The sequence below is a fragment of the Leptolyngbya sp. 7M genome (assembly GCF_018128485.1).
In genome coordinates this window covers 6,294,456-6,318,349 of sequence record NZ_CP070897.1, presented here as the reverse complement: position 1 = coordinate 6,318,349, position 23,894 = coordinate 6,294,456, and the positions used below count along the sequence as shown (strand labels likewise).

Genomic DNA, 23,894 nt, shown 5'->3' with positions numbered 1-23,894 from the left:
TTCTTAGAACTCGTCAGCTCCATAGCCGGAGTCCGTTCCAGCTTCATTATCCTTGCGGGAACCCAGCAACTCCAACCGATCCACGCGAATAATCGGCTTCATGCGGTTTGCGCCGGTAGTGCGGTCTTGCCAATGGTCAAACTTAAGTGGACCGCTGACGCCAATCAAACTGCCTTTGCGCACGTAGTTGGCAGCCGTCTCAGCCGGCTTGCCCCACAGCTCCAGATTGAACCAATCCGGCTCATCGCTATTGCGGCTCAGCTTTCTGACTGCCAGAGTCAGGCTACACTTCACAGCTCCAGACTCAAAATATTTGACATCTGGATCCCCACCGACACGACCAACCAATGTGACAATATTTAAACTCATAGGACGTCTGCACTATCTGGACTAGATGAACTGAAAATAAACTGGACTGGATGAGCTGAAGAAAAGGAATGGACGGCTTGATTTTGGACTTGATGTTTTAGCTTAACCACTTAAGCTTAACCACAAGCCCAACTACCGCAATTGTTGAGCAGGATTTGGTACAGGGGTACTATTCCGTCTTTCTGCTATTTTATATCGACTTTCAAGGAAACGCACCGAATTTGATAGACTGCCCTGAAGGCGTCAAAGTCTAGAGGCGAGCGTTAAAGCATTTAACGCGATGTGCAACTATATTTGCCCTCACCTCCCCAGCCTTCTTGAAGTTGAGCTAAGGCGCGAGAGAGGCTTTCGGGAGTTAGATCTAGATTGTAGGCAATTTCCTTTAAAGGACGATCGAGGACGATCACATTCGTGCCTGCTGGAACAGTAACCCGCAAGTAATTCAATACTCGTTCTGAGGCAGAACGAATGCTGCGAATTTGCATCATCACTTTGGTCATGTGTAACCGATAGGCCACCTCGCCTAAAAAAGCCATCATCAACGAAGAGTCTTGGGAAAGGGCGTTAATAAATGCCTGTTTGGGAATAGCCAAGACCTCAGCAGGCTCTTCCACGATAGCTGTACAGAGGTATTTCTCGGCAACAATCAAAACCTCGGCTAAAAAATTGCCGGACATGAGTGTATAGTGATTTACCGTTTGCCCTAATTCGGTGTAGTGCAGCAGACGAATCACGCCAGATTCCACGTAATAGATATAGTTGGCAGGATCTCCATCCAGAAATAAGCACTCTTTCCCAGTCAGTGAGCGTCGAGTAATCTGGCTTTTCAGGTCTGCGGGTAAGTCGTCAAGATTGAACCGTGGCAACATAGATGACTTTTAGAATCAGATAGAACAGAGTTTTAAGCAGGTCGTGCTCATCGACCTTGAAACTTACCACAATCAAAGCAATTTGAAAATGATTTCTACGTAGAAAAACTCTTTGGCCTGATTGACTGACAAAACGTTTGCTCATAGCGGTTCTAGACGTGGAGCGGCTTCTCGTAGAGTAACTGCCGCTATCCAAAACCTAGTCAGATCAGGCCGACTAGTCTTGTGGATGAATAACCCGCGAAGGCGGGTTTTGTCTGTGTAGGTGCGGCTTCGAACTGCCAGTGCTTGAACTATGTTGTTTACTGTCTTTTCCAGGCTAATGAAGTACAAAAAATGGGGTGCAGGGGCCGTGCCCCTGCGTGGGGGCTTCGCCCCCACACCCCTCGCACCTCACCAGAGTGGAAAAAGCTATAGTCAGATGGATGCACAGAAGACAGCTACTGGCAGTAAATTGATCCTGATCGTAAGTGTAGGATTTTCCCTATCCCAAAGGAATAGCTGAGTTTTAAGCTTTGGGTCAGGTCGAAGACTATTTTGGTAGTCAGTGGCTTTTAGAAAGTAACTCTCTAAACTGAAATCAACTTAAGCTTTTTTTAATACTCTTTTCAGCTGCGCTACAAGTTTCGTTGATCCAGACTGAATCCACCCAAACAATTCAAATGGAGATTTGCTGATTGACTGACAAAACGAGATGAGGCTGAAGCGAAAGCTGGGAGGGAAGTGGAGCATGATCTAGGCTGAGAAGTAACCACACAAATCAGTCAAATCATATGTCTCCTACTTCCCGTCTTTATGATGCGCTGTCTGAATTTCTGAGTCAATGCGAAATTCAATGGCGAGATGCTCGTCATCTGCAAACCCTGTGCTGGATGATGGTGGGGATGATCCAGAGCCAAAACGTTCATCTCAATGGATTTGGGGTATACGTGCTCACTCGAGCAAAAATTGCCCAATCGCACCAGCGACGGTTTCGCCGATGGTTGTCCAATCGCCGGATTGATGTCGTTTCTGCCCATCAGGCTCTGGTTGACCAAGCTTTGTCAGGATGGAAGCAGCAACGATTGTATTTGAGCTTGGACACGACAGTAGTGTGGAATTGCTTTTGCATCGTCTGGGTAGGAGTGGTGTATCGAGGACGAACGATACCTGTGGCTTGGCGAATTGTCGCGCACTCGAGCAGCAGTGTCCGATTGTGGACGATTCAACGGGTACTGCGGCAAGCGGCACGAGTGATGCCCGATGGCGTGGCAATTGTCTTATTGGCAGACCGAGGCTTTGCTGATGGCAAGTTGATGAAGTACCTCAGAGAGAACTTGGGTTGGCATTTCCGGATCCGCATCAAGCGCTCATTCCAGTTTCAGATAGAGGGGCAGTGGCGCAAGGTCTCATCGGTGCAGTTGCAACCGGGGCAAGCTTACTTCACCCCGGTGGTATCGGTGGGTAAAACCAAGCCCTACCCCAACGTTTATCTTGCCTTTGCCCATGACAAGCAAAGTGGTGAGCAGTGGGTGATTGTGAGTGATGAACCCACAACCCTACAAACCTTTGCCCAATATCGACTAAGGTTTCAGGTGGAGGAATCGTTTTTAGATTTGAAATCAAATGGATTCAATCTGGAAGCCTCCAGGCTGCGGGACAAATTTGCCCTGTCACAATTGTGTGGTGTGATTGCCTTAACAATGCTGTTTCTGGTGCTGCAAGGGATGAATGTAGTTACATCGGGTAATCGTCGGCAAGTCGATGCCCATTGGAATCGCGGCATGAGTTATCTCAAAATCGGGTGGAATTGGATTCGCCTTGCCATCACCCAGCAATGGAAGATACAGGTTTATCCGTTTCTCTCAAGTCTGCCCGACCCTCAACCTGCTATTGCTTCCAAGCGGCAACACAATGATGCCTTGAATATAGAAGGCTAGAATCTGGGAGGTAAGATTGTCTTGATCCCCTGCTATGATTCGCTCATCCCAGAAATTTACAGAACAAGAATTACTAACAGAAATTTACAGTGCTTTTGAGCCATTTCAACCTCCTACGCCAGAAACCTATGTGGACTGTCAGGAAGTGCGTGGTCGTTGGGATGTCATGCGAGAACTGGGCAACAAAATTACCCGCTCCAAAAAGCCAACTTGCCAGATCTATACTGGGCATCGAGGAGTGGGCAAGTCCACAGAACTGCTGCGGTTGAAGCAAGCGCTGGAACGGCAAAAGTATTTTGTGGTGTACTTTGCAGCGGATGATGAAGACATCGAGCCAAACGATACTGAATACGCCGATATTTTGTTCGCTTGCACAAGGCATCTGGTTCAGGAAATCAAGTTAGAAAAAGAGAGAAATCCGCTGTTGCAATGGATGGAGAGCCGCTGGCAATCGCTGAAGGATTTGGCCTTAACGGAAGTTGCATTCGATGGCTTGAGTTTAGAAGGACAGATTTCTCAGTTTGCCAAAATTACCACCAATCTGCGAGCGGTGCCTGATAAACGGAGAGAAATGCGGCAGAAGATCAACACCTTTACCTGATCGATGCGTAAAGTCCTTTTCCTTCAGTTAAGAGGCTTGCCCTAAATTTCGTCTTTTATTAATCTCCTTGAGAAGTTCTGCGAAGTTTTCTTGCTCAGCTTCTTCACTCGAAAACACAGGAGGCAATGTTGCCAAAACGGGTTCAGTTGCCAGTTTATCCATCAGGGCATAAAAAGCTTGCTGATCTTCTCGATGCTCTAGCAGGTAGGCAATTAAGGCTTTGCGGTTCATGCTGTGGAAATCAGGCTGGCTCATAGAAATCTCCGCTCACCGTTGGGGCTGATTAGAACAATCGTTTCTTCACCCGCCAAAATGAACACATCGCCTGTCCGCTCATCTTGACGAATGATAAAAATGGGCAAATACAGCTTGGTTAAGTTATAGCAAACGATGAAGCTGTTCAGCGCTTGAACCTGGGTAGGAAGTGCAGGAATAGGTTTGCCCCCAAGAAACGCGGCAGACATCGGTTTGCCCATTCCTGCTGTAAGCTTCAACTGTAAGCCTCAACCCCATCTATCGTGATCCTCGCCCAAATGGAAGCCGACTTTAACCGGGTGCGGAGCGACGCGCGGTTTCAGGCGATAGGAGAATAGACTGAAATTAATAGCACTCGGTCGTCTTCGGTTGTCACAACAATTTGGGAAAACTTGCGGCAATAACGTTTTTCGTAGCGCTTCAGCAGCGGCAGATACAGCCGATCTCGTCCAGGATGGGCAGAGGCACCCATTTCCAGATGATTGCGCGTCCAGGCATAGACCGAGCTGTGAACATCCACCACGGTTTTGATCGACTGCCGGAACTCTGGCTGGATATAGATTTCGTTGACGCTGTGCTCGCAGGTGACGACATCGTAATAGCCCGATTGCACCGCTGCCCTAATCCAGTCCTGCATCTGGGGCGAATAGCGATAAAGGACATTGGGAGGGGTGTTGCTCCAGAGGGATTGGGCCAAACGCTGAAGCTGGCCGCTGAACCGCCTGAGCCGATTTGCCGCCAGAGATGTTTCTGAGAGGGCAAAAATTTGGAGCTGATCCACCCAGGTCCGCAGTTCCTCCACTTCCTGATCGCTGACTCCCTTGTGGCGTTGGGTGACAAGCGTGACTGAATGGTGCTGCGACAGGTATTTCAGTAAATTAAACGTGCGAATTTCCGTTCCTCCCCGACTGGGTGGATAGGGAAACGTAGACGACAGCATCAAAATCTTCATCAGGCCGCTCTCCAGAATCATCGGTTTTAGAGTGCCTAGTCAGAAGGGGAAACTATCGAGTGGGTCGGTTCACGTAGGGGTAGAGTGCTTCCTACCGCCTCCGAGATTACAAAATTTTAGTTGCGTTATGACGCACTTCTGCATTTTTTGAGTAAAGTTAGGAGCGTCTTTGTGTTTGCACCAAGTTTGCACTGACCTTGCCCCAACAGGTCTTGCATTTTCTATTTAAGATAGTATATTTGTACTAAGCTCTCATGGACGACCTGTGTATATCAAACGCGTTGAACTGACGAATTTCAAGTCCTTTGGTGGCACCACAGAAGTTCCGCTGTTGCCAGGGTTCACCGTGATTTCTGGGCCAAACGGCTCTGGTAAATCCAACATTTTGGATGCGTTGCTGTTTGCCCTGGGCCTATCTAGCTCCAAGGGAATGCGAGCCGAGCGTTTGCCCGATTTGGTCAACCAGACCCAAGCCAGCCGGGGCCGTTCGATGGTGGAAGCCAGCGTCACCGTCACCTTTGCCCTAGACGCCGAAGATGTCCAGCGAGTCCTGGAGTCCGAGGAGGAAGAGGACAAACGGCTGCAATCCGTAGGGACCGAATCCAACGGCCACGAGTCGAATGGTCACGAGCAGTTGAAACGTATTTCCACCGTCCATTGTCGTCCTCAAAAAATTATCTATGGGAATCAATTGGCATGGGAAGTTGCTGAGCGCAGCCCAATTGCAGGACTGGATCTGGCTCAGAAACTTCTCACCTCATCAAGATTACCCAGATGAAAACAAATCTTCAGGAGGATTTGCCTAAAATTCTTTCAAGCTCAAGCGCATATGAAATTAGGATCAATCACAGGACAAAATCTTCGACCGGCCAGAGAGTTGCTCATCGGTGAGAAATTATTGAGTCTTGCAGAGAGGTGCACCAAATTATTGAAATGGAATTGAAATGGCGCTGAACATCTTTTAGGTGATACCGACGCTCAGCCACCACTCATCAGGCATAGCTCATGACGCGAATCTGGGTGCTGCCTGGTAAATCGCCCGGAGCAACGCTAATCGAATTGCCTACTTGCTGCACTGGAGTACCGCCCATCAAGGCCAAAAAGTTATCGATGGGCAGAATATCGCAAGTTGCAGCATCGGCAGCGGCTGTGCGGAAGTGGGTCGGAATCACCAGTTTAGGATTGAGTAATTGTATTGCAGCCTGAGCTTCTTCGGGGGTAAAGGCTTTGGGACCATTGCCTACTGGAACCAACAGTACATCCGGACGCCCCATTAAAATCTGCTGCTCAGTCGTGATCGGAGCCGCCGCGCCGCCCAAATGCAGGATATTCACTCCACTCTGCACCCATCTCCAGGCCACGTTGGTGCCAAACCGCCGTCCACCTACATCATCGTGAGCAGTGGCGATGCCGTTCACCTGTAGCCCATTCACGTCATACACGCCCGGTTCAAACAAAATTCGCGGATTTCCCGGCAACCCTTCGACGGATCCTTCGTCCAGCAAGCGGCTGCTAATCATCACTAAATCGGCTCCAACCTGAGGCGCAGAATAGCCCGCAGTACAGCCAACCGGACGAAAGGGATTGACCAGAATCCGCCGTCCATCGCCCGTGAACAAAAAGCAGGTATGGCCTAGATATTGAATGCTGACCGCTCCCGATTGAGCCTGAGCTGGCAGCCGATCCACCAAGCTCAACCCTAAACCAGCCAATAAGCCTGCCCCTGTGTATTGTACAAACTGCCGTCGTTTCATCGTCTCCTCACATCCTTGATTGATTGATTTCACACCTCGGCTTCAGCCAAGACAATCTGAAAGGTGTAAACCCTTCTGATAGTTGTCGCTTTCCGGCCCGCGAAAGTGCCTGAGCACGCTAAAGAGTCCTGCTGCGATGACCAGCCCGGTTGCGAATAGTTGTACAGAAATCTTCAGGCGGCCTAAAAACTCGCCTGCTTTAAAGGATTGCAGATAGGTTGAAATAGCCAAGGCCGGGACCAGAAATAAATAAGGGAGAACAAATCGATTAAATGGAGCTGTGAATAGAAAAAAGGTGATTCCTGTTACGGCTAGAGCGATTAACCAACGTGACACAACGCGATGCCGATTCTTGCCCACAAGCAGATAGATGGCCGCAGCAATGGTGCTCACAATTAGCGACACCATCACTTTATTGCCAAACTCTTTGAACCAATGCCCCAGCGCCCAGACTAAAGGACTCACACCTTCCGGCGGCGTACCATACCAGCTAATCCAGCCGTGAGTAGATTTGGCGATGGATTCAGAAGTTTCCCGATCAGGAGACCAAGGCAAATCGAGACAAAACGCTCCAGAGGGATACAGCGGACAACCAGAGGTAATAATACCGGACAGGAAAAAGGGAACTAGCAATAGACCAAACAAAGCAGCTATGGCAATTTGGTGCAACAACCACCGAGGATTAAATGGGTTTAGGCTGTATCTGAAGATGAACCATAATCCAGTCACAAACAAAAGCGGTAAAGCCGTTAGTTTGATACTGAAGGCTCCTATCGCTAGAAATAAGGGAACAGTTTGACTATTTTTCGTGGATTCTTGGGTTTCGTTAGCAGCAGTTTCAGTCAGTAATAGAGTCCATGCAGTCGCAATGACCAGAAACAGCGCAGGAATATCTGGAGAAGCAGAAATCAAAATAATTGACATGAAGTCAGTTGCCAGAATAATTGGCAAAAGGCAGCTGTAGCAAATTACAATCCAACCATCGGTCAATTGGGCCTGCTTATGCCAAATTCGAGATAAACTGAGACCAAACTGCAAAACCGCCAGCAGAAAGATGAAACCATTGGCAACCGTACTGGCGCGAGCCGCGAGAACATCTGGGTTCAAAGGTGCGGCAAAGGCAAACCAAGCAGAGGTGAAACCAAAGTTAGCAAATAACAGGGCAATTCCTGGCACGGTGCCAAACTCTGCTAGCCAGCGAATCACGCTGTAGTGATAAAGTCCTGTATCTTCCCAAATAACGGGCTGGGATACAAAGGCAGCAATCGCTATTGCGACACCAAAGTAAAGGACAAGTTGCCAGGTAGAGATCTGACGATAGAAGATTGCTACTTCCGAACGTTTTGCCACAGCCAGAAGGCCCCAAAATAACGACTAGCTTGCCAGAGGCAATTTCACAGCTACAGCGATCAACTGCCGGACGAGCAGCACCGGGAAACTGAAGCGAAACTTGGTCAAACCGAATTGTGCTCACAAGTTCTCTCTCTACGACCTATCCCTCTATGACCTATCCCTCGGCAACTTCTTTGGGTCTATATCAGCCCCTCTTGAGTCAGAAATTCCTTGGCAACCTCAGCTGGCTCTCGCTTGTTGCCGCTCACCTCGTAGTTGAGTTTTTGCATCGTGGCATCGGTTAATTTGGGGGCAATTGCATTTAAGGCATCGGCAATTTTGGGATTGGCCTCTAGGGTTTGCTGCCGCACGACCGGAGCAACTTGATAGGGCGGGAAGAGCTGCTTATCGTCTTCCAGTACCACGAGCTTGAAGGCGGCGATCTCACCATCGGTGCCAAAGGCAACGGTTACATCGGCTTCGCCATCGGTCAGAGCCTTATAGCGCAAGCCTGGATCGACGGCCTTGTACTCCTTCAGCTCAAAATTGCCGTACTTAGCTTTAATGCCGGGCAATCCGTCTTCTCGAACTTCAAATTCTGGTGGCCCTACCATGACTAGCTCTCCTGCCTTGGCGGCCATATCGGAAATTGTTTTGATACCGAACTGGTTGGCCTTTTCTTGGGTCATGGCTAGAGCCTGGGTATTGTTCATCGGAGCCGGTTCAAGCCAAATCAAGCTGTATTTTTCTTTGTAGCCAGCCGAAACCTTGTCGAATACCTGCTGCCGGTCGCTAATGGCAGGTTCTTTCAAAATTGTCAGCAGCCCGGTGCCAGTATACTCCGGGTATAAATCAATTTCGCCGCTTTGCAACGCTGCTTGTGCTACGGGAGTTCCGCCCAAGTTGAGTTTGCGCTCTACCTGGAATCCAGCTTTTTCTAATGCCAAGGCATACATCTCACCGATAATGAACGCCTCTGTAAAGTCTTTGGAGCCAACTTTAATCGGAGCACTGGCACTACCCGTCCCTCCACCGCTAGCGCAGGCAATCAAAATTCCAGCAGTCAACAGAGCCAGCAGGGGCAAAACTAATATGCGATGCAATTTTTTCATGGCTAGATTCATATCCCAGAGATTCTATGAGAGTTGGCGTTTGGGCCGATTCGAGCTACGGCCAACCCAATCATTTTGTGGCATCAATCCAACAAAACAACAGCTTGAATAAAACCCCATCTGGCAGAGTATACGAATAACGACCTTGACCCGTCCACGGCGACGACGTTGTTCGTCATCGACTCTAATTTGGACCAAGTGGCGATCCAGTCCCCTGCAAACAACGGGATTCTGGTTGCGACGGGACGCCTGGGAGTTGACGCGATCGGCGTTACGGGTTTTGATATTTACAGTTCGCGAAAAAGTTCCGCAACTGTTGATAATAAGGCATTTGCAGTGATCTCTACCGACGCCGGTTACAGGCAGCTCTACTACGTTTCGCTGCTGACCGGAAAAGCGACCTGGATCGGGAATTTCGGCGCCGATAACGAGGTTTTCAAGATCGCAATCCCGCTTGATCAAACAGGCGGACGATAAAACATAATTGTTTGGCTTGCCGGCGCACGCACTGCTACCGTGCGTCGGCTTTTTTTGGCTTTAGCCCGGACATCAAAAAGTAGTAAAGGGTAAACGCGATTACAAACGTAACGAACCACGCATATGTATAAACGGTATCGAACGGATTGGGATCAGCAAGTTGTCCTCCCGGTGTGGTTGCCGCACGCAGGAAACCGGGAACGACCGGAGCGATAGCGAGAGCCAGAGCGGCAATCGCACGCAAATTAAATCCGCTGCCGTAGCTGTAAATTCCGTCCGCCTTGTAGAGCTCCGCTATTTCAATGCGGCGGCGGCGGATAACCCAGTAATCACAGATCAAAATTCCGCCGATCGCACCCATAAGACCCGAATAACCGATCAGCCACGTGAAGATATACGCACCCATCGACGACATCAGTTGCCACGGCATCATCAATATACCGATCACGGCCGTTATCAAGCCGCCCGTGACATACGAGATGCGTTTCGGGTTGAGGTTCGAAAAATCGTTCGATGGCGATACGACGTTTGCCGCCATATTTGTTGATATTTGCGCGACAAAAATAACGATCATCGCAAACAAGATCACAAGTCGGCTGTCAAAACGCTGTATCAACTGAACCGGATCGGCGATGGCTTCGCCGTAGATAATAACGGTCGCACTCGTCACGGCAACGCCGATAAAGGCGAACGCTGTCATCGTCAGCGGCAGTCCCAATGCTTGCCCGAGCATCTGCGAACGCTGTGACCGTGCATATCGTGTAAAGTCAGGGATGTTTAGACTTAGCGTTGCCCAATAGCCGACCGACGCGGTTAACGCCGCGGGAAATAAAGTCCAAAAACTCGCCTGACCTTTCTGTAACGATGACGTTCCGGCAAGCACAGCCGAGTGGGATTTCTGGTACGAAGGCAAACCTGCCGCCGAAGACATGGTCGATCCGTTTGGCAAAACTCTAGAGAAAAAGGGCGCTGTGCGCGATGGCGGCTCCTTCAAAGAGCGGATGGGTAACGTCGTTGTCTGGAACTCCACAATGGATGAGCAGGTGCACTTGGTCAAGAAGTGGAACGAGTTTATTGCCTCGTAGCTACGTCTTATCTACGTCTTAGCTAAGAGCGCCTGGGGGAGACTTCTGTATGTATAAAACTTGGAAAGGGGTTCAGCCCTATTTGCTGGCCATACCGCAGACGTTGGTATTTCTGCTGTTCCTGATCTTTCCGATTTTGATGATCGGGTTAGTCAGTTTCTGGGAGTTTAACGGCTACACGATGGTACCCGGTTTTACGCTGAGCAACTATGCTGACGTGTTTACAGAAGTCTCCTTAAGAACCTACCTAAATACGTTTAAATATGTTGTTTTAGTTTGGTTTTTCTGTTTAGCGATTGCCTTTCCAGTTTCTTACTTTCTCGCCTTTCATATTCAAAACCAGAAGCTGCAAATTATTTTATTCCTAATTTGCACGGTGCCGTTCTGGACCTCTAACATTATCCGGATGATTTCCTGGATTCCTGTCCTGGGCAAGGAAGGCTTAATCAACAGTTTGCTGTTAAATCTAAACTTAGTCGAACAGCCGGTGGAGTGGTTGCTGTATTCCGACTTTGCCGTCGTGCTGGGGATGGTGCATCTGTATAACTTTTTTATGATCGCGCCCATTTTCAACAGCATGATGCGGATCGATCGCAACCTGATTACCGCCGCTGAAGACATGGGAGCATCAGGATTTCAGATTCTCAAGGAAGTGATTCTGCCGCTGACGGCTCCCGGTATTGCCATCGGCTCGATTTTTGTTGTGACGCTGGTGATGGGCGAATTCATCACGGTCCGCCTGATGGGGGGCGGCCAGTCGGCCTCGGTCGGCAAATTGATCCAAACCCAAATTGGTAGTTTGCAATATCCCCTCGCTGCCGCCAATGCTGTGGTGCTGCTGATCGTCACGCTCTTCCTGGTAGCCGGTATTCTGCGAGTGGTGGATATTCGCAAGGAACTCTAACCATCTCTAACCATTATGAACAAACGTCCCCTCTCCTTCTATTTTCTGGCTGCCTTCTTTAGTTTGTTCGTACTGTTTCTCTACGGTCCGATGATTGCCATCTTCATGCTGTCGTTGCAGGGGCCAGTCGAGTGGGACGAACAAAAAGCGCGAGTCAATCAGCAAAAGCACGGCGTATCGTTTGATGAAGCAGAATCAGTTTTCTATGACGAGAATGCTCGTTTCCTCTATGATGCCAACCATTCATCTGAGGAGGAACGCTACATCCTGCTAGGCATGATTGATTCGCTGAGGTTACTGGTAGTTTGTCATACATATCGAGAGGAGGAAGAAATTATTCGGATTTTCTCAGCTCGTAAAGCCAATAAACGAGAGTGTCAACAATACCGGAGTTTCTTGGAATGAAAAACAATTACGATTTTTCCCAATCTGTTAAAAACCCCTACACCAGAAAACTAAAACAACAAGTAACGATTCGATTAGAAGCAGAAGTGATTGAATACTTCAAGAACCTGGCAGCCGAAACAGGCATTTCTTATCAAAGCCTGATCAATCTTTATCTGCAAGACTGCGTCAAAGCACAGCGCAAACCATCTCTGGAATGGATACGCAAATCTTAGAGGTGCCCAAACGTTATTCTGCGGCGAGATGAGCCATTTGCTCAAGTCGTTGTTCCAGATCATCAAGAATTAGCAAGACTATAAATGCGAGAGCTTGATAATTACAGCTAACCGTTTGGAGACCAGAATAACACTGCGACATAATTGGCCAGCGAGCCAAGATACAGCTCAATCCAGCTAGAACACCTGTGCTATCCTCAACATCATCGGCTTCATCACCGGACCCCCTACACCGGAAATCAATGCCATGACTGCAATTACCCCCTCGGATACGCTAGTTTATCCCAGTGCTGATGGAAAACCCGTGGCCGAAACCTTCGATCATCTCTATGCAATTCTGACGATTCTGGAAGTGCTGCGGCAGTATTCGCAAGGCCAACGGGCCACTGTATTAGCAAATCAGTTTCTTTACTATGCCCAAGGCTTCCCTAAGCTGCGGGTTGCGCCCGATGTGATGGTGATTTTTGACGTAGAACCGGGCGGGCGCGACAACTACAAAATTTGGCAAGAAGGACAGGTTCCTAAAGTGATTTTTGAAATTACCTCGGCCAGCACTCGGCAGGAAGACACCGGCCACAAACAGGTGCTCTATGAACAGCTCGAAGTCGAAGAATATTGGCTGTTTGATCCCAAAGGCGACTGGATTGACGGACAGTTGCTGGGGTATCGTTTGCAAGAAGGACGCTACCTACGGATTGCAGACCAGTGCAGCCAAGCTCTAAACCTGCGGCTCCAGGTCGAAGAGGTAGAGGGATTGGGAATTGCTCAAAAAAAGGAACTGATTAGTCGTTTAATTGTTTTACTAGAGCATTTATTGAAACGACTGTATGTGAAATCACCAGATGATTACAACGGGTGGGAACGAACCATTCGGACTCAGCGCGGTGAACTCGAAATTTTATTAGATGCAGTTCCTAGTCTGAAAACGAGATGGGACGCTAGCTTTGATAAGGCTTGGCAGATTGCGCTCAAAAATACATGCAAGGAATATCCTCAGACGAACTTTCCTCCCGAATGGCCCTACTCGCGCTCGCTTGAAGCAATGCTCGATCGAGACTTTTGGCTCGAACTTTAGACAGGACGCTAGACAGGACGCTCCAATTCCTATCGCCCTTTCTCCCTTATTGTTATGCCCTTTATTGTTATGCCCTTGCCATTTGGAAGCAACGACGAACCTTTTGACACCTATTTCTATCCCATGTTCTATCCCATGTTCTATCCCATTGCCTTGTTATTGGATGGTCTGCTAACTTGCCCCTGAGTCTCGATGGTATAGTGTAGGCCAAACCTCAGAAGAACAGGGTAGAAATGGTGCAGAGCTTGCGTGTCTTATGTTTGGGGGAAATTCTCTGGGATTGTTTGGCCGATCAAGTCACTGAATCAATCGCTCAAGTGCATGCATGGACACGCTATCCAGGTGGAGCACCCGCTAATGTTGCCTCGGCTTTGGTAAAGTTGGGCACTACTGCCGGATTTATTGGCTGTGTTGGCACTGATGAACTGGGCCAAAAGCTGGTGGATGTTCTCCAAATGCTAGGGGTTAATACCATCGGCATCCAGCATCATCCCACCGCCCCAACCCGACAAGTAGAAGTGCTGCGCTTACCAGGAGGTGAACGGCAGTTTGCCGGATTTCGCGGACGAGCCACCACTGAGTTTGCTGATACCCAATTGCAAGCCGACTTGCTGCCTGTGGAGTTGTTTGAAGCTGCTGAGTTTTTGATTTTGGGAACGCTGGAGTTGTCCTATCCTGATACTCGTGCCGCGATTGAACGGGCGCTGGACTTGGCCGAGCAACACTATCTCAAGATTTTGGTAGATGTAAACTGGCGGCCCATGTTTTGGACCGAACCAAGTTTGGCCAAGCCCTGGATTCATCAGCTAGTTAGCCAAATTGATTTCCTGAAGCTGACGGTAGAAGAAGCCGAGTGGCTGTTTGGTACCGCTGACCCCGGTGAAATTAGTGAGCAGACAGGTGGGCATGTCGGATTCCGTTGGGTGCAGCGTCGAGTCGGCGTCAGCCGAAGGATCGCCCGGTCTCGACGTCGGTCATGGCCCAGCCAAGGGCCTTGCAGGCGCGCATGAGTACGGGCAACGCGATGTCGTCGTCGGTGATGGTCGCCAGCACCTGGGAGACCTCGTCCACTCCCGCGGGGATCTCCAGCACCATGCCCGGCCCCCAGAGCACTTCCATCCCGGTGTTGCGGCGCGAGCCGTCGGGCGCGGTGTTGTAGAGCGCCAGCGACGAGAGCACATTGGCCATGGGCCCCATGCTGGCGAGCTCACCGGGCGAGCCGCCGGTGGCTCGACTGCTGCGGGTGATGACCAGTTGACGCTTCTTGGGCATGATCACTCACGCGGCGCGGGGCCGGCGTCGTTGTCCGCCTTCCCGTTCTTGGCCTCGTCGTGCTCCTCCGCGTCGGCCTGGTCGAGCAGCCGAACCGCGGTGTCAAGCAGCCGCGAGAGCGGCACGGGCTTGAGAAGGTACGCGTCCACGCCCAGGCTCTCGGCGTAGGCCTGGTGCCGCTTGCCCTCGTTGGCGGTCACCATGATCACCAGCGGCGAGTCCTCGTGGCCCTTGATCTTCTCCAGCACCAGGAACCCGCTCCGCCTGGGCAGCATCATGTCGAGCACCACCAGGTCGGGCGGCTCCTCCTGGCAGATCCGCACCGCCTCCTGCCCGTCCATCGCCAGCTGCGTCGCGGCGCCCTCGGACTGGAACGCCGCCTCGATGGACTCAAGCACGTCCCGATCGTCGTCGACGATCAGCACCTTCACGTCCTCGAGTCGAAGCTCAGCCATCACGCCTTCCATGCCGCACCTCCGCCGAAGAGGGCTTGATCCAGTTTAGGGGCCACATCGCTCCACGGCCGACTCGCGTCGGCACACGCTCCCGGGGGCACGCCGCCCAGCGGGCCCGTGCTCCTCCCGCTACGACAGCTTGTCCTGGCCGGTTTCCGCCAGCAGGCGAGCATCTCGGGCGGAGCGGTCGACCAGGCGGTCCAGGCCGTCCGCGGTCATCCATGGCAGGGCCCGGAGCTTGTCGAGCAGGGCGGGCGGGAACGGCCGGCCCAGCCGCTCGTGCCTTGGTCGGCTGCGCCAGACCCTGTGCATCCAGAGGTACTGCTCCGGGGCTCGCCGGACCATCGTCTCGACCGCCCGGCGCCAGCGCGCGGTCAGGTAGAAGAGCGGGTCGGGGTGCGTGGATCAATTCACGGTCAAAGATGGCGAGACCGGCTATCTGGTGCCGCCGAATGCGCCCGAACTGTTAGCCGAAAGGCTGCTGCATCTAGCCGAAAATTCACCGCTCCGGAGTTTGTTGGGACAACAGGCGATCCGGCGCTGTCAAGAGCATTTTACCTGGCCAAAGGTGACGAGTGCGGTGGCGGCACTGTATGAAGAGGTGTTGAGCGGCGCTAGCCCAGTCACAGATGGAGAAGCCAGCCAGTTAGCGATTCTGGATCGGGGCTTCGAGGCGGTGATCAGCGCGGTACAGCGCTCGCAACGGCTGCTGCGTCCGGCAATTCAGGCGGCATCCCAAGCTATGAGTGCTTGCTTTGCGCGCGGCGGCAAGGTGCTGCTCTGCGGCAATGGGGGTAGTGCGGCGGATGCCCAGCATTTTGCGGCGGAATTGGTAGGGCGGTTTTGCTGTCCGCATCGAGCTGGACTACCGGCGATGGCGCTCTCGGCCGATTCAGCCTTTCTCACCGCCTGGGCGAACGATGTCAGCTATGACGATATCTTTGCGCGCCAGGTGGAAACCTTTGCCCAAGCCCATGATTTACTGTTGGGAATCAGCACCAGCGGACGTTCCAAAAACGTAATTGCGGCCTTTCAGGCGGCCCGACGACTCAACGTGAAAACCATTGCGCTGTTGGGTGGCGATGGCGGTGAGTTGCGTAACTTGGCCGATATTGCGATTGTGATTCCAGCGCTAGAAACTCAGCGAATTCAAGAGGTGCAGATTTTGGTGATTCATTTACTCTGTGAATTGATCGAAGAACATCTCCTAGCCACCGATCCAGGCAACGTCGAACGTTTGAGTCAATGGAGTGAAACAAATTATCTTGCCGTAGGAACAGAAAGGTTAGAACCCTATCGAGTGATGCAGGAGAAACCGCTCCATGCAGGGAAACGGAAACGGTCACAGAAGGTTTCTTTGGCACGGACGGAGAAGCGGGGAGGGGGGTAAGGGAGATGGGGAAGATGCGGAAGATGGAGAATGGTTTACGCAATGGATTGATTTAAGCCCTTCAGAATATAGTGCTGATTGAAATATGTGAAAAGAGATCAGGAGTCTTCTAGAACAGATGAGTTTAGTGGAAGATGAATTAGGTACGTGATTTTTTGAACATGAATTTGTTGAACGTAAAACGGTGTTCTATATGGAAAATCTGGGTGGAAACATTGCCTTAGTTACGGGTGGTGGACGTGGCTTGGGGATCGACGATCAGCAAGTCACCCAAATCAGCGATGCCCTCCGCAATGTCAGCGGACTTTCGAGCCAAGAATCTTCACTCAGCCCATCGGGTGATACTGCCATCATTCGCGGTTTTCAAAGCTTTAATTACTTTTTTACCAATGGCATTCGCAACCTTGGCGCTGGCGGCGCTTTTCAGCAGGAACTAGCCAACGTGGAGCGGATTGAAGTGCTCAGAGGCCCAGCATCGGTGCTCTATGGACAGGGAGAACCGGGCGGACTAATTAATTTAGTGACAGAACTGCCCACGGATGAGCCTTTCTATGAAGTAGAGGGGACGATCGGCAACTATGACTTTTATCGCCCTAGCATCGATCTTTCAGGGCCACTGAATGCTGACGGCACAATCGGGTATCGCTTGAATGCCCAGTATCAAAATTCGGGCACCTTCGTGGATTTTGTCGATGTTGAACGGATCTTTGTTGCGCCTGTGCTGAGCTTTCGGTTGGGCAGAGACACCTCTTTAATCCTCGAAGGCAGCTATTTACGAGATTCTCGCCTGAACTATCCGGGCTTACCTGCCGTAGGAACAGTGTTGGAGAACCCGTTAGGAGAGGTGCCGCGATCGCGCTACTTAGGCGAACCCGATTTTGGTGACATTGTCTATGAGAGCTTCAACCTGGGCTACCGTCTAGAGCATCAATTGAGCGAGACTTGGAAAGTCCGTAATGCGTTTCGGGTTGAAATTGCCGATGTGCTGGAACGGGAGTTATTGGGACTGGGTCTGCTCCAACCCGACAACCGCACAGTGAATCGTGATGCCTCCACCACCACGGGCGGAACGACAACCTATTCACTAGTAACCGATGTTGTGGGTACTGTGAACACCGGATCAGTCGAGCACGAATTGCTGTTTGGTGTTGATTTGCGTCGCCAGGATGAGAGCTTTGAACTGTTTTTCGGTGGCGATACGATTGACCTGTTTGACCCAGACTATGGCAACCGCGATTTTGGTCTGGAACGGGGATACGATGCCACTCAGCGTCGCAGCTATGTCGGAGTTTATGCCCAAGATTTGATCTCAATTTTTGACAATCTGAAGCTATTGCTGGGGGCGCGATATGATTTGGCTAATCAAGAGTATATTGGCAGATTAGAAGGAGAAAGCACCCTGTTCCAGCAGGATACGCAACTTAGCCCGCGCGTTGGGATTGTCTATCAGCCGATTCCGCCCGTTTCGCTCTATGCAAGCTGGACCTGCCATATACCAAGAGCAGCAGCTCCAGATCTCTCCTCAGCTCACAGCTCGCTTGCGGTCCTTCACCCAACAGCAGCAGCTAACGCTAAACACCCTAGTGCAAGCCGCCTATGCTCTGCTGCTCAGTCGCTACAGTAGCGCAACAGATGTCGTGTTTGGGGTGACTTGTGCCGGTCGTCCGATGGATTTACCCCAGGCTGAGGCGATGATTGGCCTATTCATCAACACGTTACCAATGCGGATCAAACTTGCTCCCCAGCAGCCAATCCTGCCCTGGTTACAGCAAATTCAGCTTCAGCAGTTAGACCTGCGGCAATACGAATATAGTTCACTGATTGATATTCACCGCTGGAGCGACATACCTCGTTCGCTGCCTTTGTTTGAAAGTCTGCTGATTTTTGAAAACTATCCAATTAACCCCGGTTTAAAATCAGCAATTGCCAGCCTGAAATCGATTCAAACCAGCGAGCAAACCAATTATCCGCTTAGCCTCTATGTGACTGCTGATGCGGCGATCACGCTCAGAATCCTCTACGACTCGGAACGCTTTTCAGCCGAAAGCATCACGCGAATGCTGAATCACCTGGAGATTTTACTGGATCAGTTAACGATAAACCCAACTCAACGCCTCGGTGAGCTAAATATTCTGACGACAGCAGAACAGCAGCAGATAGCTCAATGGAATGCTGCTAATCAGGTTTTGATAGAGCCAAACTTGATTCACGAGTTATTTGAAACTCAGGTCGAGCAGACACCCGATGCAATTGCCCTGGTGTTTGAGGATCAACAGTTTTCCTATGAAACGCTGAATCAGGTAGTGAATCAGCTAGCGCATTATTTACTGACGCTGAACGTAACGCCAGATGCTCCGATTGGCCTGTACCTGAATCGCTCGCCCACCATGCTAATCGCGCTACTAGCCGTGCTCAAGGCCGGAGCCGCTTACCTTCCCCTCGATCCTGCTTTCCCAGCCGAGCGGCTGCAGTGGATGCTGCAAAATGCCCAAGCAACGGTGCTGCTGACCGATTCCTCGCTGCCCCCCCTCGCTGCCGATTTAACCATCTGCTATCTCGATCAATTCCAGCCTGCCGCTTACCCAACCGCGAACCCGCCGAGGGTGATTGACCCTGATCAGCTTGCCTATCTGCTCTACACTTCCGGCTCGACTGGACAACCAAAAGCCGTGCAAATTTTGCACAAAGCCGTAGTCAACTTTTTGCGATCGATGCAGGTTGGCGATGCCTTTCGACTGGTGCAGCGGGGCTATGCTCAGGCCATGATTTGCGGCGGAACCGAGGCGGCGGTGACACCCTTGTCGCTGGCTGGCTTTGCGGCCTGTAAAGCCCTCTCGACTCGCAATGATGACCCGGCCCATGCCTGCCGTCCCTTTGACATCAACCGCGATGGATTTGTCATGGGAGAAGGCGCTGGCATTCTGATCCTAGAAGAACTGGAGCATGCCCTGAGCCGGGGTGCCAAAATCTACGCTGAAATTGTCGGCTACGGCATGACTTGCGATGCCTATCATATGACCTCTCCAGTTCCGGGCGGAGAAGGGGCCGCTAGAGCGATTCAGTTGGCCTTAAAGGATGCGGGTGTTAGCCCTGAACAAGTCAGCTACATCAACGCCCACGGCACCAGTACCCCGGCCAACGACTCGACTGAAACCACGGCGATCAAAACGGCTTTAGGCGACCATGCCTACGACGTGGCGATCAGTTCTACTAAATCGATGACCGGCCATTTGCTGGGAGGATCGGGCGGCATCGAAGCTGTGGCGACGGCAATGGCAGTGGCTAATGATCAAATCCCACCCACGATTAACCTGGAAAATCCTGATCCAGCCTGTGATTTGGACTATGTCCCCAACCAGAGTCGCAAGCAGCCGGTCGAAGTGGCGCTGTCTAACTCGTTTGGGTTTGGCGGTCATAACGTGACGTTGGTGTTCAAAAAGTACCGCTAATCCTGGCTCTCCTATGGTCACTGTTTCTCAATCAGCTGTCGAAATTCGCACTGTTGATACACCCCAGGATGCCGATCGATTTCTAGATTTGCCGCAGCGGGTTTATGCCAATGACCCCAACTGGGTGCCGCCATTGCGCAGCAGCGTCGCTAAAACGTTCGCTACCGATAACCCATTTTTTGACTATGGCCGATTGCAGCGCTTCCTGGCTCTGCGGGACCAAGAGGTAGTTGGGCGAATTGTGGCTGCCGTGAACGATCGACTGATCGAACGGGAAGGCCAAAAGGTCGGCTTATTCGGCTACTTTGAGTGCATTGATGATTTTAGTGTGGCGCAAGCATTGCTAGAAGCCGCCTGTAACTGGCTGCGAGCACAGGGCATGACGTTAGTGCGTGGCCCGATCAATCTCTCGACCCATAACGGCTGTTTGTTTCTGGTGGATGGCTTCGATACGCCGCCGATGGTGCTGATGCCCTACAATCCGCCCTACTATCCCCAATTCGTTGCCTACTTGCGTTCGCGCCTGTGTGCACTACTTCACCACCGAGGCCGAAATTGAACAGTTGATACAGACGATGCAAAAGTTTGGTGAGGATCTCTGATCCCCGTAGCACTAGCTACCTGGAATTTGGGGAACCTAAGTTAAGCTACAAGGGAGCACCGTCTCTGTGATTGCTTTTCTGTAACTGCTTTTCTGTGACTGCTTTTCTGTAACTGCCTTTCTGTGACTGCCTTCTAAGGAGCGTTCGAGCATGGCGAATCAGACTCAACCCGCACACCGCGTAGTGATTGTAGGCGGCGGCTTTGGGGGACTTTATGCCGCCAAGGAACTGGGAAAATCCGAAGCGCACGTCACCCTGATCGACAAGCGCAATTTTCACCTGTTCCAACCCCTGCTGTATCAGGTAGCAACGGGGACCCTCTCGCCAGCCGACATTTCTTCTCCCTTACGCGGCATCCTCAGCAGGTACCGCAACGTCAAGGTGCTGATGGACGAAGTCAGCGATATTGACCCAGCCCAGCAAAGAGTAATGCTGCGCAATCGCCAAATTGACTATGACACGCTGATCGTGGCTACCGGCGTCAGCCATCACTACTTCGGCAATGACCACTGGAAGCCCACCGCGCCTGGACTGAAAACTGTCGAAGATGCCTTAGAGATGCGACGGCGGATTTTTGTCGCCTTTGAAGCGGCGGAGAAAGAAACCGATCCTGCCAAGCGCCAAGCCTGGTTGACCTTTGTGATTGTCGGCGGCGGTCCGACTGGGGTGGAACTGGCCGGCGCGATTGCCGAACTCGCCTTTAACACGCTGAAATCCGACTTCCGCAACATCGACACCACCGAAACCAAAATTCTGCTGATCGAAGGCTTAGACCGGGTGCTGCCCCCCTACCCGCCAGAACTCTCGGAGAAGGCAGCTCAGGCGCTGGCCCGGTTAGGAGTGACCGTACAAACCCAATCGCTGGTGACGAATATCGACAATCACATTGTCACCGTGAAGCGGGGTAACGAGATGCAGCAAATTCCGGCTCGTACAATTCTCTGGGCCGCAGGTGTGAAGGCATCGACTATGGGCAAGGTGCTGGAGCAACGCACCGGAGCCGAACTAGACCGGGTGGGGCGGGTGATGGTGGAGCCGGATCTGAGCATTCCGGGCCACCCGAATATTTTTGTGGTCGGGGATTTGGCCCACTTTGCCCACCAGGGAGGCCAGCCCCTACCTGGCGTGGCTCCGGTGGCCCCAACCTCGTTCTGCGGCTCGCCAAGCCAAACGTGCAATTGGTTCACCCGCTGCTGCGATCACTTGACCATTGACCTCATCAAAATAGCCGTAGCGTAGTCGCCGTGTGCCAATTACCAGTCCGGGCAGCCCCTGATCGCTGATTAACAAATTGCTGCCTGCTCCCAGCAAGGTAATCGGCAAACCACGTGAGTTAGCCCAGTCCAAACTGGCTTGCAAGTCCTCAATACAGCGGGGCGCAACATACAACTCAGCCGGACCACCAACCTTGAACGAAGTGAGTGTAGAAAGCGGTACCTGGGGCTTAATCAGGCAATCTGTACCAGGAAGGCGTATTGCCTGAGGCTGCCGCCCCAGCGGTGCAAACCACGAGTGACCCGCATCTACCATGAGCGATTTAGTTACCTTTGCAGCAGAGGAATGAATGCTCGGTGAGTCTTGGGAAAGAGCCATGATCGTATCGAATTAAATGATGTAACAAGTAAATTTAGGTCAATGAAGTTCAGATCACCGCTTTATCGGCTAACTATAACTCGACACTAGGCCGAGCCACAGTAAACCTGTGAGCGACTTTGTTCCACCTGCTGATAAAACGTCACCAGTTCTGGAATCACCCGATTCAGGTTGCCTGCACCCAGGAATAGAACTAAATCTCCCGGCTCAAGCGTTTCCATCAAATAGGCCGAAACTTCCGGCAAGGTTGGCTGATAGATCACCGAGGATTGATGAGCCGCAATTGCATCGGCAAGCTGCTGCCCGGTCACTTGTCCCAAATTGGCTTCTCCAGCGCTGTAAATATCGGTCGTAATGACTAAATCGGCATCGGCAAATGCTTGGGCAAATTCGTCGAGAAACGCAATGGTGCGGCTGTAGCGGTGGGGCTGAAACACAGCAACGACTCGCCTGTAACCGGTGCTATCTTGAACTCGCAGCCGAGCTGCTGCTAGCGTGGCCCGAATTTCGCTGGGATGATGGGCATAGTCATCAATAAACAGAATTTGATTCGCTTCACCTCGCCGCTCGAACCGCCGCCGTGCTCCCTCGAAGGTTGCCAAACCAGCTACAATTTCAGCAAAATCCAATCCCAGTAGTCGCCCTACCGCAACGGCTGCTAGCGCATTACTGAGGTTGTGTTGCCCCAGCAGTTTCAGATTCAACTCTCCTAAAATGACACCCCGCTCCCAAACCCTGGCCGTTGTACCATCAGCGCCATAACTGACCTGATCGACACTGTAGTGGCTGGTGCGGCTGGGGATTTAGCCAAAGCCCAGAAAGCCGCCGACCAAGCCGAGCAAGCTGCGGACGTCTTGGAACAGATGGCACCGGGGTCTCCTGAGGCACTCTTGGCCCGCCAGAACGCCGATGAAGCAATCGAAGCAGTCCAAGAAAAAGCATCACCTGGAACACTGATCGGTAATCTTAACGATATCAATCCAGTAGAGAGAAGCATGGTAGAAGAATTACTGGGACAAGGTAAAACTGTTGAAATCGTCCCAAGAGTCCCTAGTAAAACTCCTGACTTCCGAATTAATGGTGTTTCTACAGAACTTAAAACTTTAACCAGTGCTGGACCCAACACTCTCAAGAATGCTATACAAAAAGCTGCACAACAAGGTGAGCAGATTCTTATAGATGCTAGAAATGTCCCAATAACAGCAGAAAATGCACGCCTCCAAATCCTACGTGCTCAAGGCAATATTGGAAGCTTAGAAGGACGTGTTACAGTTTTAACCACAGAAGGAATTGTAACTTTTTAAGGGGATAGACATGGGCTTAGATGCTGTCGTTTACACTCATAAAAACAACTTGAAAATCGATATTAACTCAAATATCCTTCAAGTTGATGAAGAAACGGGCGAAGTCTTTATTGAGGATGACAATCTTGCGTCTAATTATCCGAGCAGTAGATTTATAGCCGTTCAATGTAGACTTGGAAATTCCAGCGATATCGGTTATCTCAATCAAGAAATCGCAAACCTATTGCTGAATGAAACGTCTCTACTGCTAGAAAAAGTAGTCTACAGCGGGTCTCACAGTGGAGACACCATCGATTTAGTTGAATTAGATCAACTAGAAACTGAAATTAATCGACTCAAACAACAATTACCCGGACATAAAACGGTCCTTTTAGAGCAATTCATTCAGAGTATGACTGAATTGATCCAAGCGGCCCGCAGGGAAGGAAATCCAATTGTGTTTGTGTAAACATACGAACGAGCAACAAGCTCCTCTCATTAGAGTGCAGCAACAGGTGGATTTACG

At 51.1% G+C, this 23,894-nt stretch carries 30 protein-coding genes and 1 pseudogene; 17 read left to right on the top strand and 14 right to left on the bottom strand.

Going from position 1 to position 23,894, the window contains the following annotated elements; translation table 11 throughout:
* Window positions 1–3: 3 nt before the first annotated feature.
* The gene (locus JVX88_RS33765; protein ID WP_211623061.1) at window positions 4–369 is read right to left on the bottom strand and encodes a single-stranded DNA-binding protein; all 366 of its coding nucleotides are present in this window, start codon (window positions 367–369) and stop codon (window positions 4–6) included.
* Between the two features lie 272 nt (window positions 370–641).
* Window positions 642–1,238: a Crp/Fnr family transcriptional regulator gene (locus JVX88_RS33760; protein ID WP_225931271.1), complete on the bottom strand. Its 597-nt coding sequence runs from the start codon at window positions 1,236–1,238 to the stop codon at window positions 642–644.
* Between the two features lie 773 nt (window positions 1,239–2,011).
* Here JVX88_RS33760 and JVX88_RS33755 point away from each other — a divergent pair.
* Both JVX88_RS33755 and JVX88_RS33750 read left to right on the top strand, forming a co-directional pair.
* A complete protein-coding gene (locus JVX88_RS33755) occupies window positions 2,012–3,157 on the top strand; it encodes a transposase (protein WP_211623058.1) in 1,146 nt (381 codons plus the stop codon).
* 34 nt (window positions 3,158–3,191) lie between these two features.
* Window positions 3,192–3,758, top strand: coding sequence for an ATP-binding protein (locus JVX88_RS33750; protein ID WP_211623050.1), 567 nt, complete (start codon window positions 3,192–3,194; stop codon window positions 3,756–3,758).
* A gap of 27 nt (window positions 3,759–3,785) precedes the next feature.
* Here JVX88_RS33750 and JVX88_RS33745 read toward each other — a convergent pair whose 3' ends face one another.
* The 3 genes from JVX88_RS33745 to JVX88_RS33735 form a co-directional block, all read right to left on the bottom strand.
* Window positions 3,786–4,013 (bottom strand): DUF6887 family protein, encoded by a 228-nt coding sequence (locus JVX88_RS33745; protein ID WP_211623048.1) that lies wholly within the window; start codon window positions 4,011–4,013, stop codon window positions 3,786–3,788.
* Window positions 4,010–4,252 (bottom strand): DUF6888 family protein, encoded by a 243-nt coding sequence (locus tag JVX88_RS33740; RefSeq protein ID WP_211629115.1) that lies wholly within the window; start codon window positions 4,250–4,252, stop codon window positions 4,010–4,012. Before JVX88_RS33740 ends, JVX88_RS33745 begins: the two co-directional genes overlap by 4 nt.
* Before the next feature lie 80 nt (window positions 4,253–4,332).
* On the bottom strand, window positions 4,333–4,965 hold the full coding sequence (locus JVX88_RS33735; RefSeq protein WP_211623046.1) for a glycosyltransferase: 633 nt from the start codon (window positions 4,963–4,965) through the stop codon (window positions 4,333–4,335).
* 265 nt (window positions 4,966–5,230) lie between these two features.
* Here JVX88_RS33735 and JVX88_RS33730 point away from each other — a divergent pair, with 265 nt between their 5' ends.
* The gene (locus tag JVX88_RS33730; RefSeq protein ID WP_263975372.1) at window positions 5,231–5,743 is read left to right on the top strand and encodes an AAA family ATPase; all 513 of its coding nucleotides are present in this window, start codon (window positions 5,231–5,233) and stop codon (window positions 5,741–5,743) included.
* Between the two features lie 214 nt (window positions 5,744–5,957).
* On the opposite strand, the gene JVX88_RS33725 is transcribed toward JVX88_RS33730, so the two are convergent.
* From JVX88_RS33725 to JVX88_RS33715, 3 genes are all read right to left on the bottom strand, one after another.
* The gene (locus JVX88_RS33725) at window positions 5,958–6,719 is read right to left on the bottom strand and encodes an MBL fold metallo-hydrolase (protein ID WP_211623044.1); all 762 of its coding nucleotides are present in this window, start codon (window positions 6,717–6,719) and stop codon (window positions 5,958–5,960) included.
* Between the two features lie 42 nt (window positions 6,720–6,761).
* Window positions 6,762–8,069, bottom strand: coding sequence for an LIC_10190 family membrane protein (locus JVX88_RS33720; RefSeq protein WP_211623041.1), 1,308 nt, complete (start codon window positions 8,067–8,069; stop codon window positions 6,762–6,764).
* A 182-nt stretch (window positions 8,070–8,251) separates the two neighbouring features.
* Window positions 8,252–9,163: a glycine betaine ABC transporter substrate-binding protein gene (locus tag JVX88_RS33715; protein WP_211623039.1), complete on the bottom strand. Its 912-nt coding sequence runs from the start codon at window positions 9,161–9,163 to the stop codon at window positions 8,252–8,254.
* 108 nt (window positions 9,164–9,271) lie between these two features.
* Here JVX88_RS33715 and JVX88_RS33710 point away from each other — a divergent pair, with 108 nt between their 5' ends.
* Complete coding sequence (locus tag JVX88_RS33710) at window positions 9,272–9,640, top strand: DUF4394 domain-containing protein (protein WP_315875378.1); 369 nt, start codon at window positions 9,272–9,274, stop codon at window positions 9,638–9,640.
* Between the two features lie 34 nt (window positions 9,641–9,674).
* On the opposite strand, the gene JVX88_RS33705 is transcribed toward JVX88_RS33710, so the two are convergent.
* Entirely contained in the window at window positions 9,675–10,571 is an 897-nt protein-coding gene (locus JVX88_RS33705) for a cytosine permease (protein ID WP_211623035.1), read from the bottom strand.
* On the opposite strand from JVX88_RS33705, the gene JVX88_RS33700 reads away from it, so the two are divergent.
* The 6 genes from JVX88_RS33700 (at window position 10,570) to JVX88_RS33670 (ending at window position 14,334) form a co-directional block, all read left to right on the top strand.
* Window positions 10,570–10,725 carry a hypothetical protein gene (locus JVX88_RS33700; RefSeq protein WP_263975371.1) on the top strand — a complete coding sequence of 52 codons (156 nt, stop codon included), beginning with the start codon at window positions 10,570–10,572 and terminating at the stop codon, window positions 10,723–10,725. The two genes, JVX88_RS33705 and JVX88_RS33700, sit on opposite strands and share 2 nt — an antisense overlap.
* A 49-nt stretch (window positions 10,726–10,774) precedes the next feature.
* Entirely contained in the window at window positions 10,775–11,629 is an 855-nt protein-coding gene (locus JVX88_RS33695; protein ID WP_211623033.1) for an ABC transporter permease, read from the top strand.
* A 15-nt stretch (window positions 11,630–11,644) separates the two neighbouring features.
* Window positions 11,645–12,034, top strand: coding sequence for a BrnT family toxin (locus JVX88_RS33685; RefSeq protein WP_263975370.1), 390 nt, complete (start codon window positions 11,645–11,647; stop codon window positions 12,032–12,034).
* The gene (locus JVX88_RS33680; protein ID WP_211623030.1) at window positions 12,031–12,249 is read left to right on the top strand and encodes a BrnA antitoxin family protein; all 219 of its coding nucleotides are present in this window, start codon (window positions 12,031–12,033) and stop codon (window positions 12,247–12,249) included. Before JVX88_RS33685 ends, JVX88_RS33680 begins: the two co-directional genes overlap by 4 nt.
* A 247-nt stretch (window positions 12,250–12,496) precedes the next feature.
* Window positions 12,497–13,324: a DUF29 family protein gene (locus JVX88_RS33675; protein WP_211623028.1), complete on the top strand. Its 828-nt coding sequence runs from the start codon at window positions 12,497–12,499 to the stop codon at window positions 13,322–13,324.
* Between the two features lie 233 nt (window positions 13,325–13,557).
* A complete protein-coding gene (locus tag JVX88_RS33670; protein WP_211623026.1) occupies window positions 13,558–14,334 on the top strand; it encodes a carbohydrate kinase family protein in 777 nt (258 codons plus the stop codon).
* On the opposite strand, the gene JVX88_RS33665 is transcribed toward JVX88_RS33670, so the two are convergent.
* The 3 genes from JVX88_RS33665 to JVX88_RS33655 are packed head-to-tail and all read right to left on the bottom strand — an operon-like array spanning window position 14,267 to window position 15,460.
* Window positions 14,267–14,596, bottom strand: a complete 330-nt coding sequence (locus tag JVX88_RS33665; RefSeq protein WP_211623024.1) for a hypothetical protein — start codon at window positions 14,594–14,596, stop codon at window positions 14,267–14,269. The genes JVX88_RS33670 and JVX88_RS33665 overlap by 68 nt on opposite strands.
* Before the next feature lie 2 nt (window positions 14,597–14,598).
* A complete protein-coding gene (locus JVX88_RS33660) occupies window positions 14,599–15,063 on the bottom strand; it encodes a response regulator transcription factor (protein ID WP_211623022.1) in 465 nt (154 codons plus the stop codon).
* Complete coding sequence (locus JVX88_RS33655; protein WP_211623020.1) at window positions 15,044–15,460, bottom strand: hypothetical protein; 417 nt, start codon at window positions 15,458–15,460, stop codon at window positions 15,044–15,046. The genes JVX88_RS33660 and JVX88_RS33655 overlap by 20 nt, the downstream gene beginning before the upstream one ends.
* Here JVX88_RS33655 and JVX88_RS33650 point away from each other — a divergent pair.
* The 5 genes from JVX88_RS33650 (at window position 15,452) to JVX88_RS33625 (ending at window position 21,731) form a co-directional block, all read left to right on the top strand.
* Window positions 15,452–16,441, top strand: coding sequence for an SIS domain-containing protein (locus JVX88_RS33650; RefSeq protein WP_211623018.1), 990 nt, complete (start codon window positions 15,452–15,454; stop codon window positions 16,439–16,441). The two genes, JVX88_RS33655 and JVX88_RS33650, sit on opposite strands and share 9 nt — an antisense overlap.
* Window positions 16,442–16,634: 193 nt before the next feature.
* The gene (locus JVX88_RS33645; RefSeq protein WP_211623016.1) at window positions 16,635–18,065 is read left to right on the top strand and encodes a TonB-dependent siderophore receptor; all 1,431 of its coding nucleotides are present in this window, start codon (window positions 16,635–16,637) and stop codon (window positions 18,063–18,065) included.
* Complete coding sequence (locus JVX88_RS39880) at window positions 17,980–19,890, top strand: beta-ketoacyl-ACP synthase II (RefSeq protein ID WP_410503815.1); 1,911 nt, start codon at window positions 17,980–17,982, stop codon at window positions 19,888–19,890. The genes JVX88_RS33645 and JVX88_RS39880 overlap by 86 nt, the downstream gene beginning before the upstream one ends.
* Before the next feature lie 13 nt (window positions 19,891–19,903).
* Entirely contained in the window at window positions 19,904–20,449 is a 546-nt protein-coding gene (locus JVX88_RS33630) for a hypothetical protein (protein ID WP_211623014.1), read from the top strand.
* Between the two features lie 193 nt (window positions 20,450–20,642).
* A complete protein-coding gene (locus tag JVX88_RS33625; protein ID WP_317134542.1) occupies window positions 20,643–21,731 on the top strand; it encodes an NAD(P)/FAD-dependent oxidoreductase in 1,089 nt (362 codons plus the stop codon).
* Here JVX88_RS33625 and JVX88_RS33620 read toward each other — a convergent pair.
* Both JVX88_RS33620 and JVX88_RS33615 read right to left on the bottom strand, forming a co-directional pair.
* Window positions 21,693–22,022 (bottom strand): annotated as a pseudogene (locus JVX88_RS33620) (FAD-binding protein); the annotation flags it as partial. The gene JVX88_RS33625 and the pseudogene JVX88_RS33620 sit on opposite strands and share 39 nt — an antisense overlap.
* Window positions 22,023–22,171: 149 nt before the next feature.
* Window positions 22,172–22,789 carry a glutamate ligase domain-containing protein gene (locus tag JVX88_RS33615; protein WP_317134541.1) on the bottom strand — a complete coding sequence of 206 codons (618 nt, stop codon included), beginning with the start codon at window positions 22,787–22,789 and terminating at the stop codon, window positions 22,172–22,174.
* Between the two features lie 78 nt (window positions 22,790–22,867).
* Here JVX88_RS33615 and JVX88_RS41465 point away from each other — a divergent pair, with 78 nt between their 5' ends.
* Window positions 22,868–23,389 (top strand): hypothetical protein, encoded by a 522-nt coding sequence (locus tag JVX88_RS41465; protein ID WP_211623012.1) that lies wholly within the window; start codon window positions 22,868–22,870, stop codon window positions 23,387–23,389.
* 10 nt (window positions 23,390–23,399) lie between these two features.
* On the top strand, window positions 23,400–23,837 hold the full coding sequence (locus JVX88_RS33605; RefSeq protein ID WP_211623010.1) for a hypothetical protein: 438 nt from the start codon (window positions 23,400–23,402) through the stop codon (window positions 23,835–23,837).
* Window positions 23,838–23,894 lie beyond the last annotated feature (57 nt).

What these genes read in the sequence shown, in the direction of transcription:
- JVX88_RS33680 (WP_211623030.1), top strand. Translation starts at nt 12,031, where the DNA reads ATGAAAAACAATTACGATTTTTCCCAATCTGTTAAAAACCCCTACACC.
- JVX88_RS33645 (WP_211623016.1), top strand. Translation starts at nt 16,635, where the DNA reads ATGGAAAATCTGGGTGGAAACATTGCCTTAGTTACGGGTGGTGGACGT.
- JVX88_RS33765 (WP_211623061.1), bottom strand. Translation starts at nt 369, where the DNA reads ATGAGTTTAAATATTGTCACATTGGTTGGTCGTGTCGGTGGGGATCCA.
- JVX88_RS33605 (WP_211623010.1), top strand. Translation starts at nt 23,400, where the DNA reads ATGGGCTTAGATGCTGTCGTTTACACTCATAAAAACAACTTGAAAATC.
- JVX88_RS33715 (WP_211623039.1), bottom strand. Translation starts at nt 9,163, where the DNA reads ATGAAAAAATTGCATCGCATATTAGTTTTGCCCCTGCTGGCTCTGTTG.
- JVX88_RS33660 (WP_211623022.1), bottom strand. Translation starts at nt 15,063, where the DNA reads ATGGAAGGCGTGATGGCTGAGCTTCGACTCGAGGACGTGAAGGTGCTG.
- JVX88_RS33675 (WP_211623028.1), top strand. Translation starts at nt 12,497, where the DNA reads ATGACTGCAATTACCCCCTCGGATACGCTAGTTTATCCCAGTGCTGAT.
- JVX88_RS33665 (WP_211623024.1), bottom strand. Translation starts at nt 14,596, where the DNA reads ATGCCCAAGAAGCGTCAACTGGTCATCACCCGCAGCAGTCGAGCCACC.
- JVX88_RS33685 (WP_263975370.1), top strand. Translation starts at nt 11,645, where the DNA reads ATGAACAAACGTCCCCTCTCCTTCTATTTTCTGGCTGCCTTCTTTAGT.
- JVX88_RS33625 (WP_317134542.1), top strand. Translation starts at nt 20,643, where the DNA reads ATGGCGAATCAGACTCAACCCGCACACCGCGTAGTGATTGTAGGCGGC.
- JVX88_RS33705 (WP_211623035.1), bottom strand. Translation starts at nt 10,571, where the DNA reads ATGTCTTCGGCGGCAGGTTTGCCTTCGTACCAGAAATCCCACTCGGCT.
- JVX88_RS33745 (WP_211623048.1), bottom strand. Translation starts at nt 4,013, where the DNA reads ATGAGCCAGCCTGATTTCCACAGCATGAACCGCAAAGCCTTAATTGCC.
- JVX88_RS33735 (WP_211623046.1), bottom strand. Translation starts at nt 4,965, where the DNA reads ATGAAGATTTTGATGCTGTCGTCTACGTTTCCCTATCCACCCAGTCGG.
- JVX88_RS33670 (WP_211623026.1), top strand. Translation starts at nt 13,558, where the DNA reads ATGGTGCAGAGCTTGCGTGTCTTATGTTTGGGGGAAATTCTCTGGGAT.
- JVX88_RS33755 (WP_211623058.1), top strand. Translation starts at nt 2,012, where the DNA reads ATGTCTCCTACTTCCCGTCTTTATGATGCGCTGTCTGAATTTCTGAGT.
- JVX88_RS33725 (WP_211623044.1), bottom strand. Translation starts at nt 6,719, where the DNA reads ATGAAACGACGGCAGTTTGTACAATACACAGGGGCAGGCTTATTGGCT.
- JVX88_RS33630 (WP_211623014.1), top strand. Translation starts at nt 19,904, where the DNA reads ATGGTCACTGTTTCTCAATCAGCTGTCGAAATTCGCACTGTTGATACA.
- JVX88_RS33700 (WP_263975371.1), top strand. Translation starts at nt 10,570, where the DNA reads ATGGTCGATCCGTTTGGCAAAACTCTAGAGAAAAAGGGCGCTGTGCGC.
- JVX88_RS33695 (WP_211623033.1), top strand. Translation starts at nt 10,775, where the DNA reads ATGTATAAAACTTGGAAAGGGGTTCAGCCCTATTTGCTGGCCATACCG.
- JVX88_RS33750 (WP_211623050.1), top strand. Translation starts at nt 3,192, where the DNA reads ATGATTCGCTCATCCCAGAAATTTACAGAACAAGAATTACTAACAGAA.
- JVX88_RS33760 (WP_225931271.1), bottom strand. Translation starts at nt 1,238, where the DNA reads ATGTTGCCACGGTTCAATCTTGACGACTTACCCGCAGACCTGAAAAGC.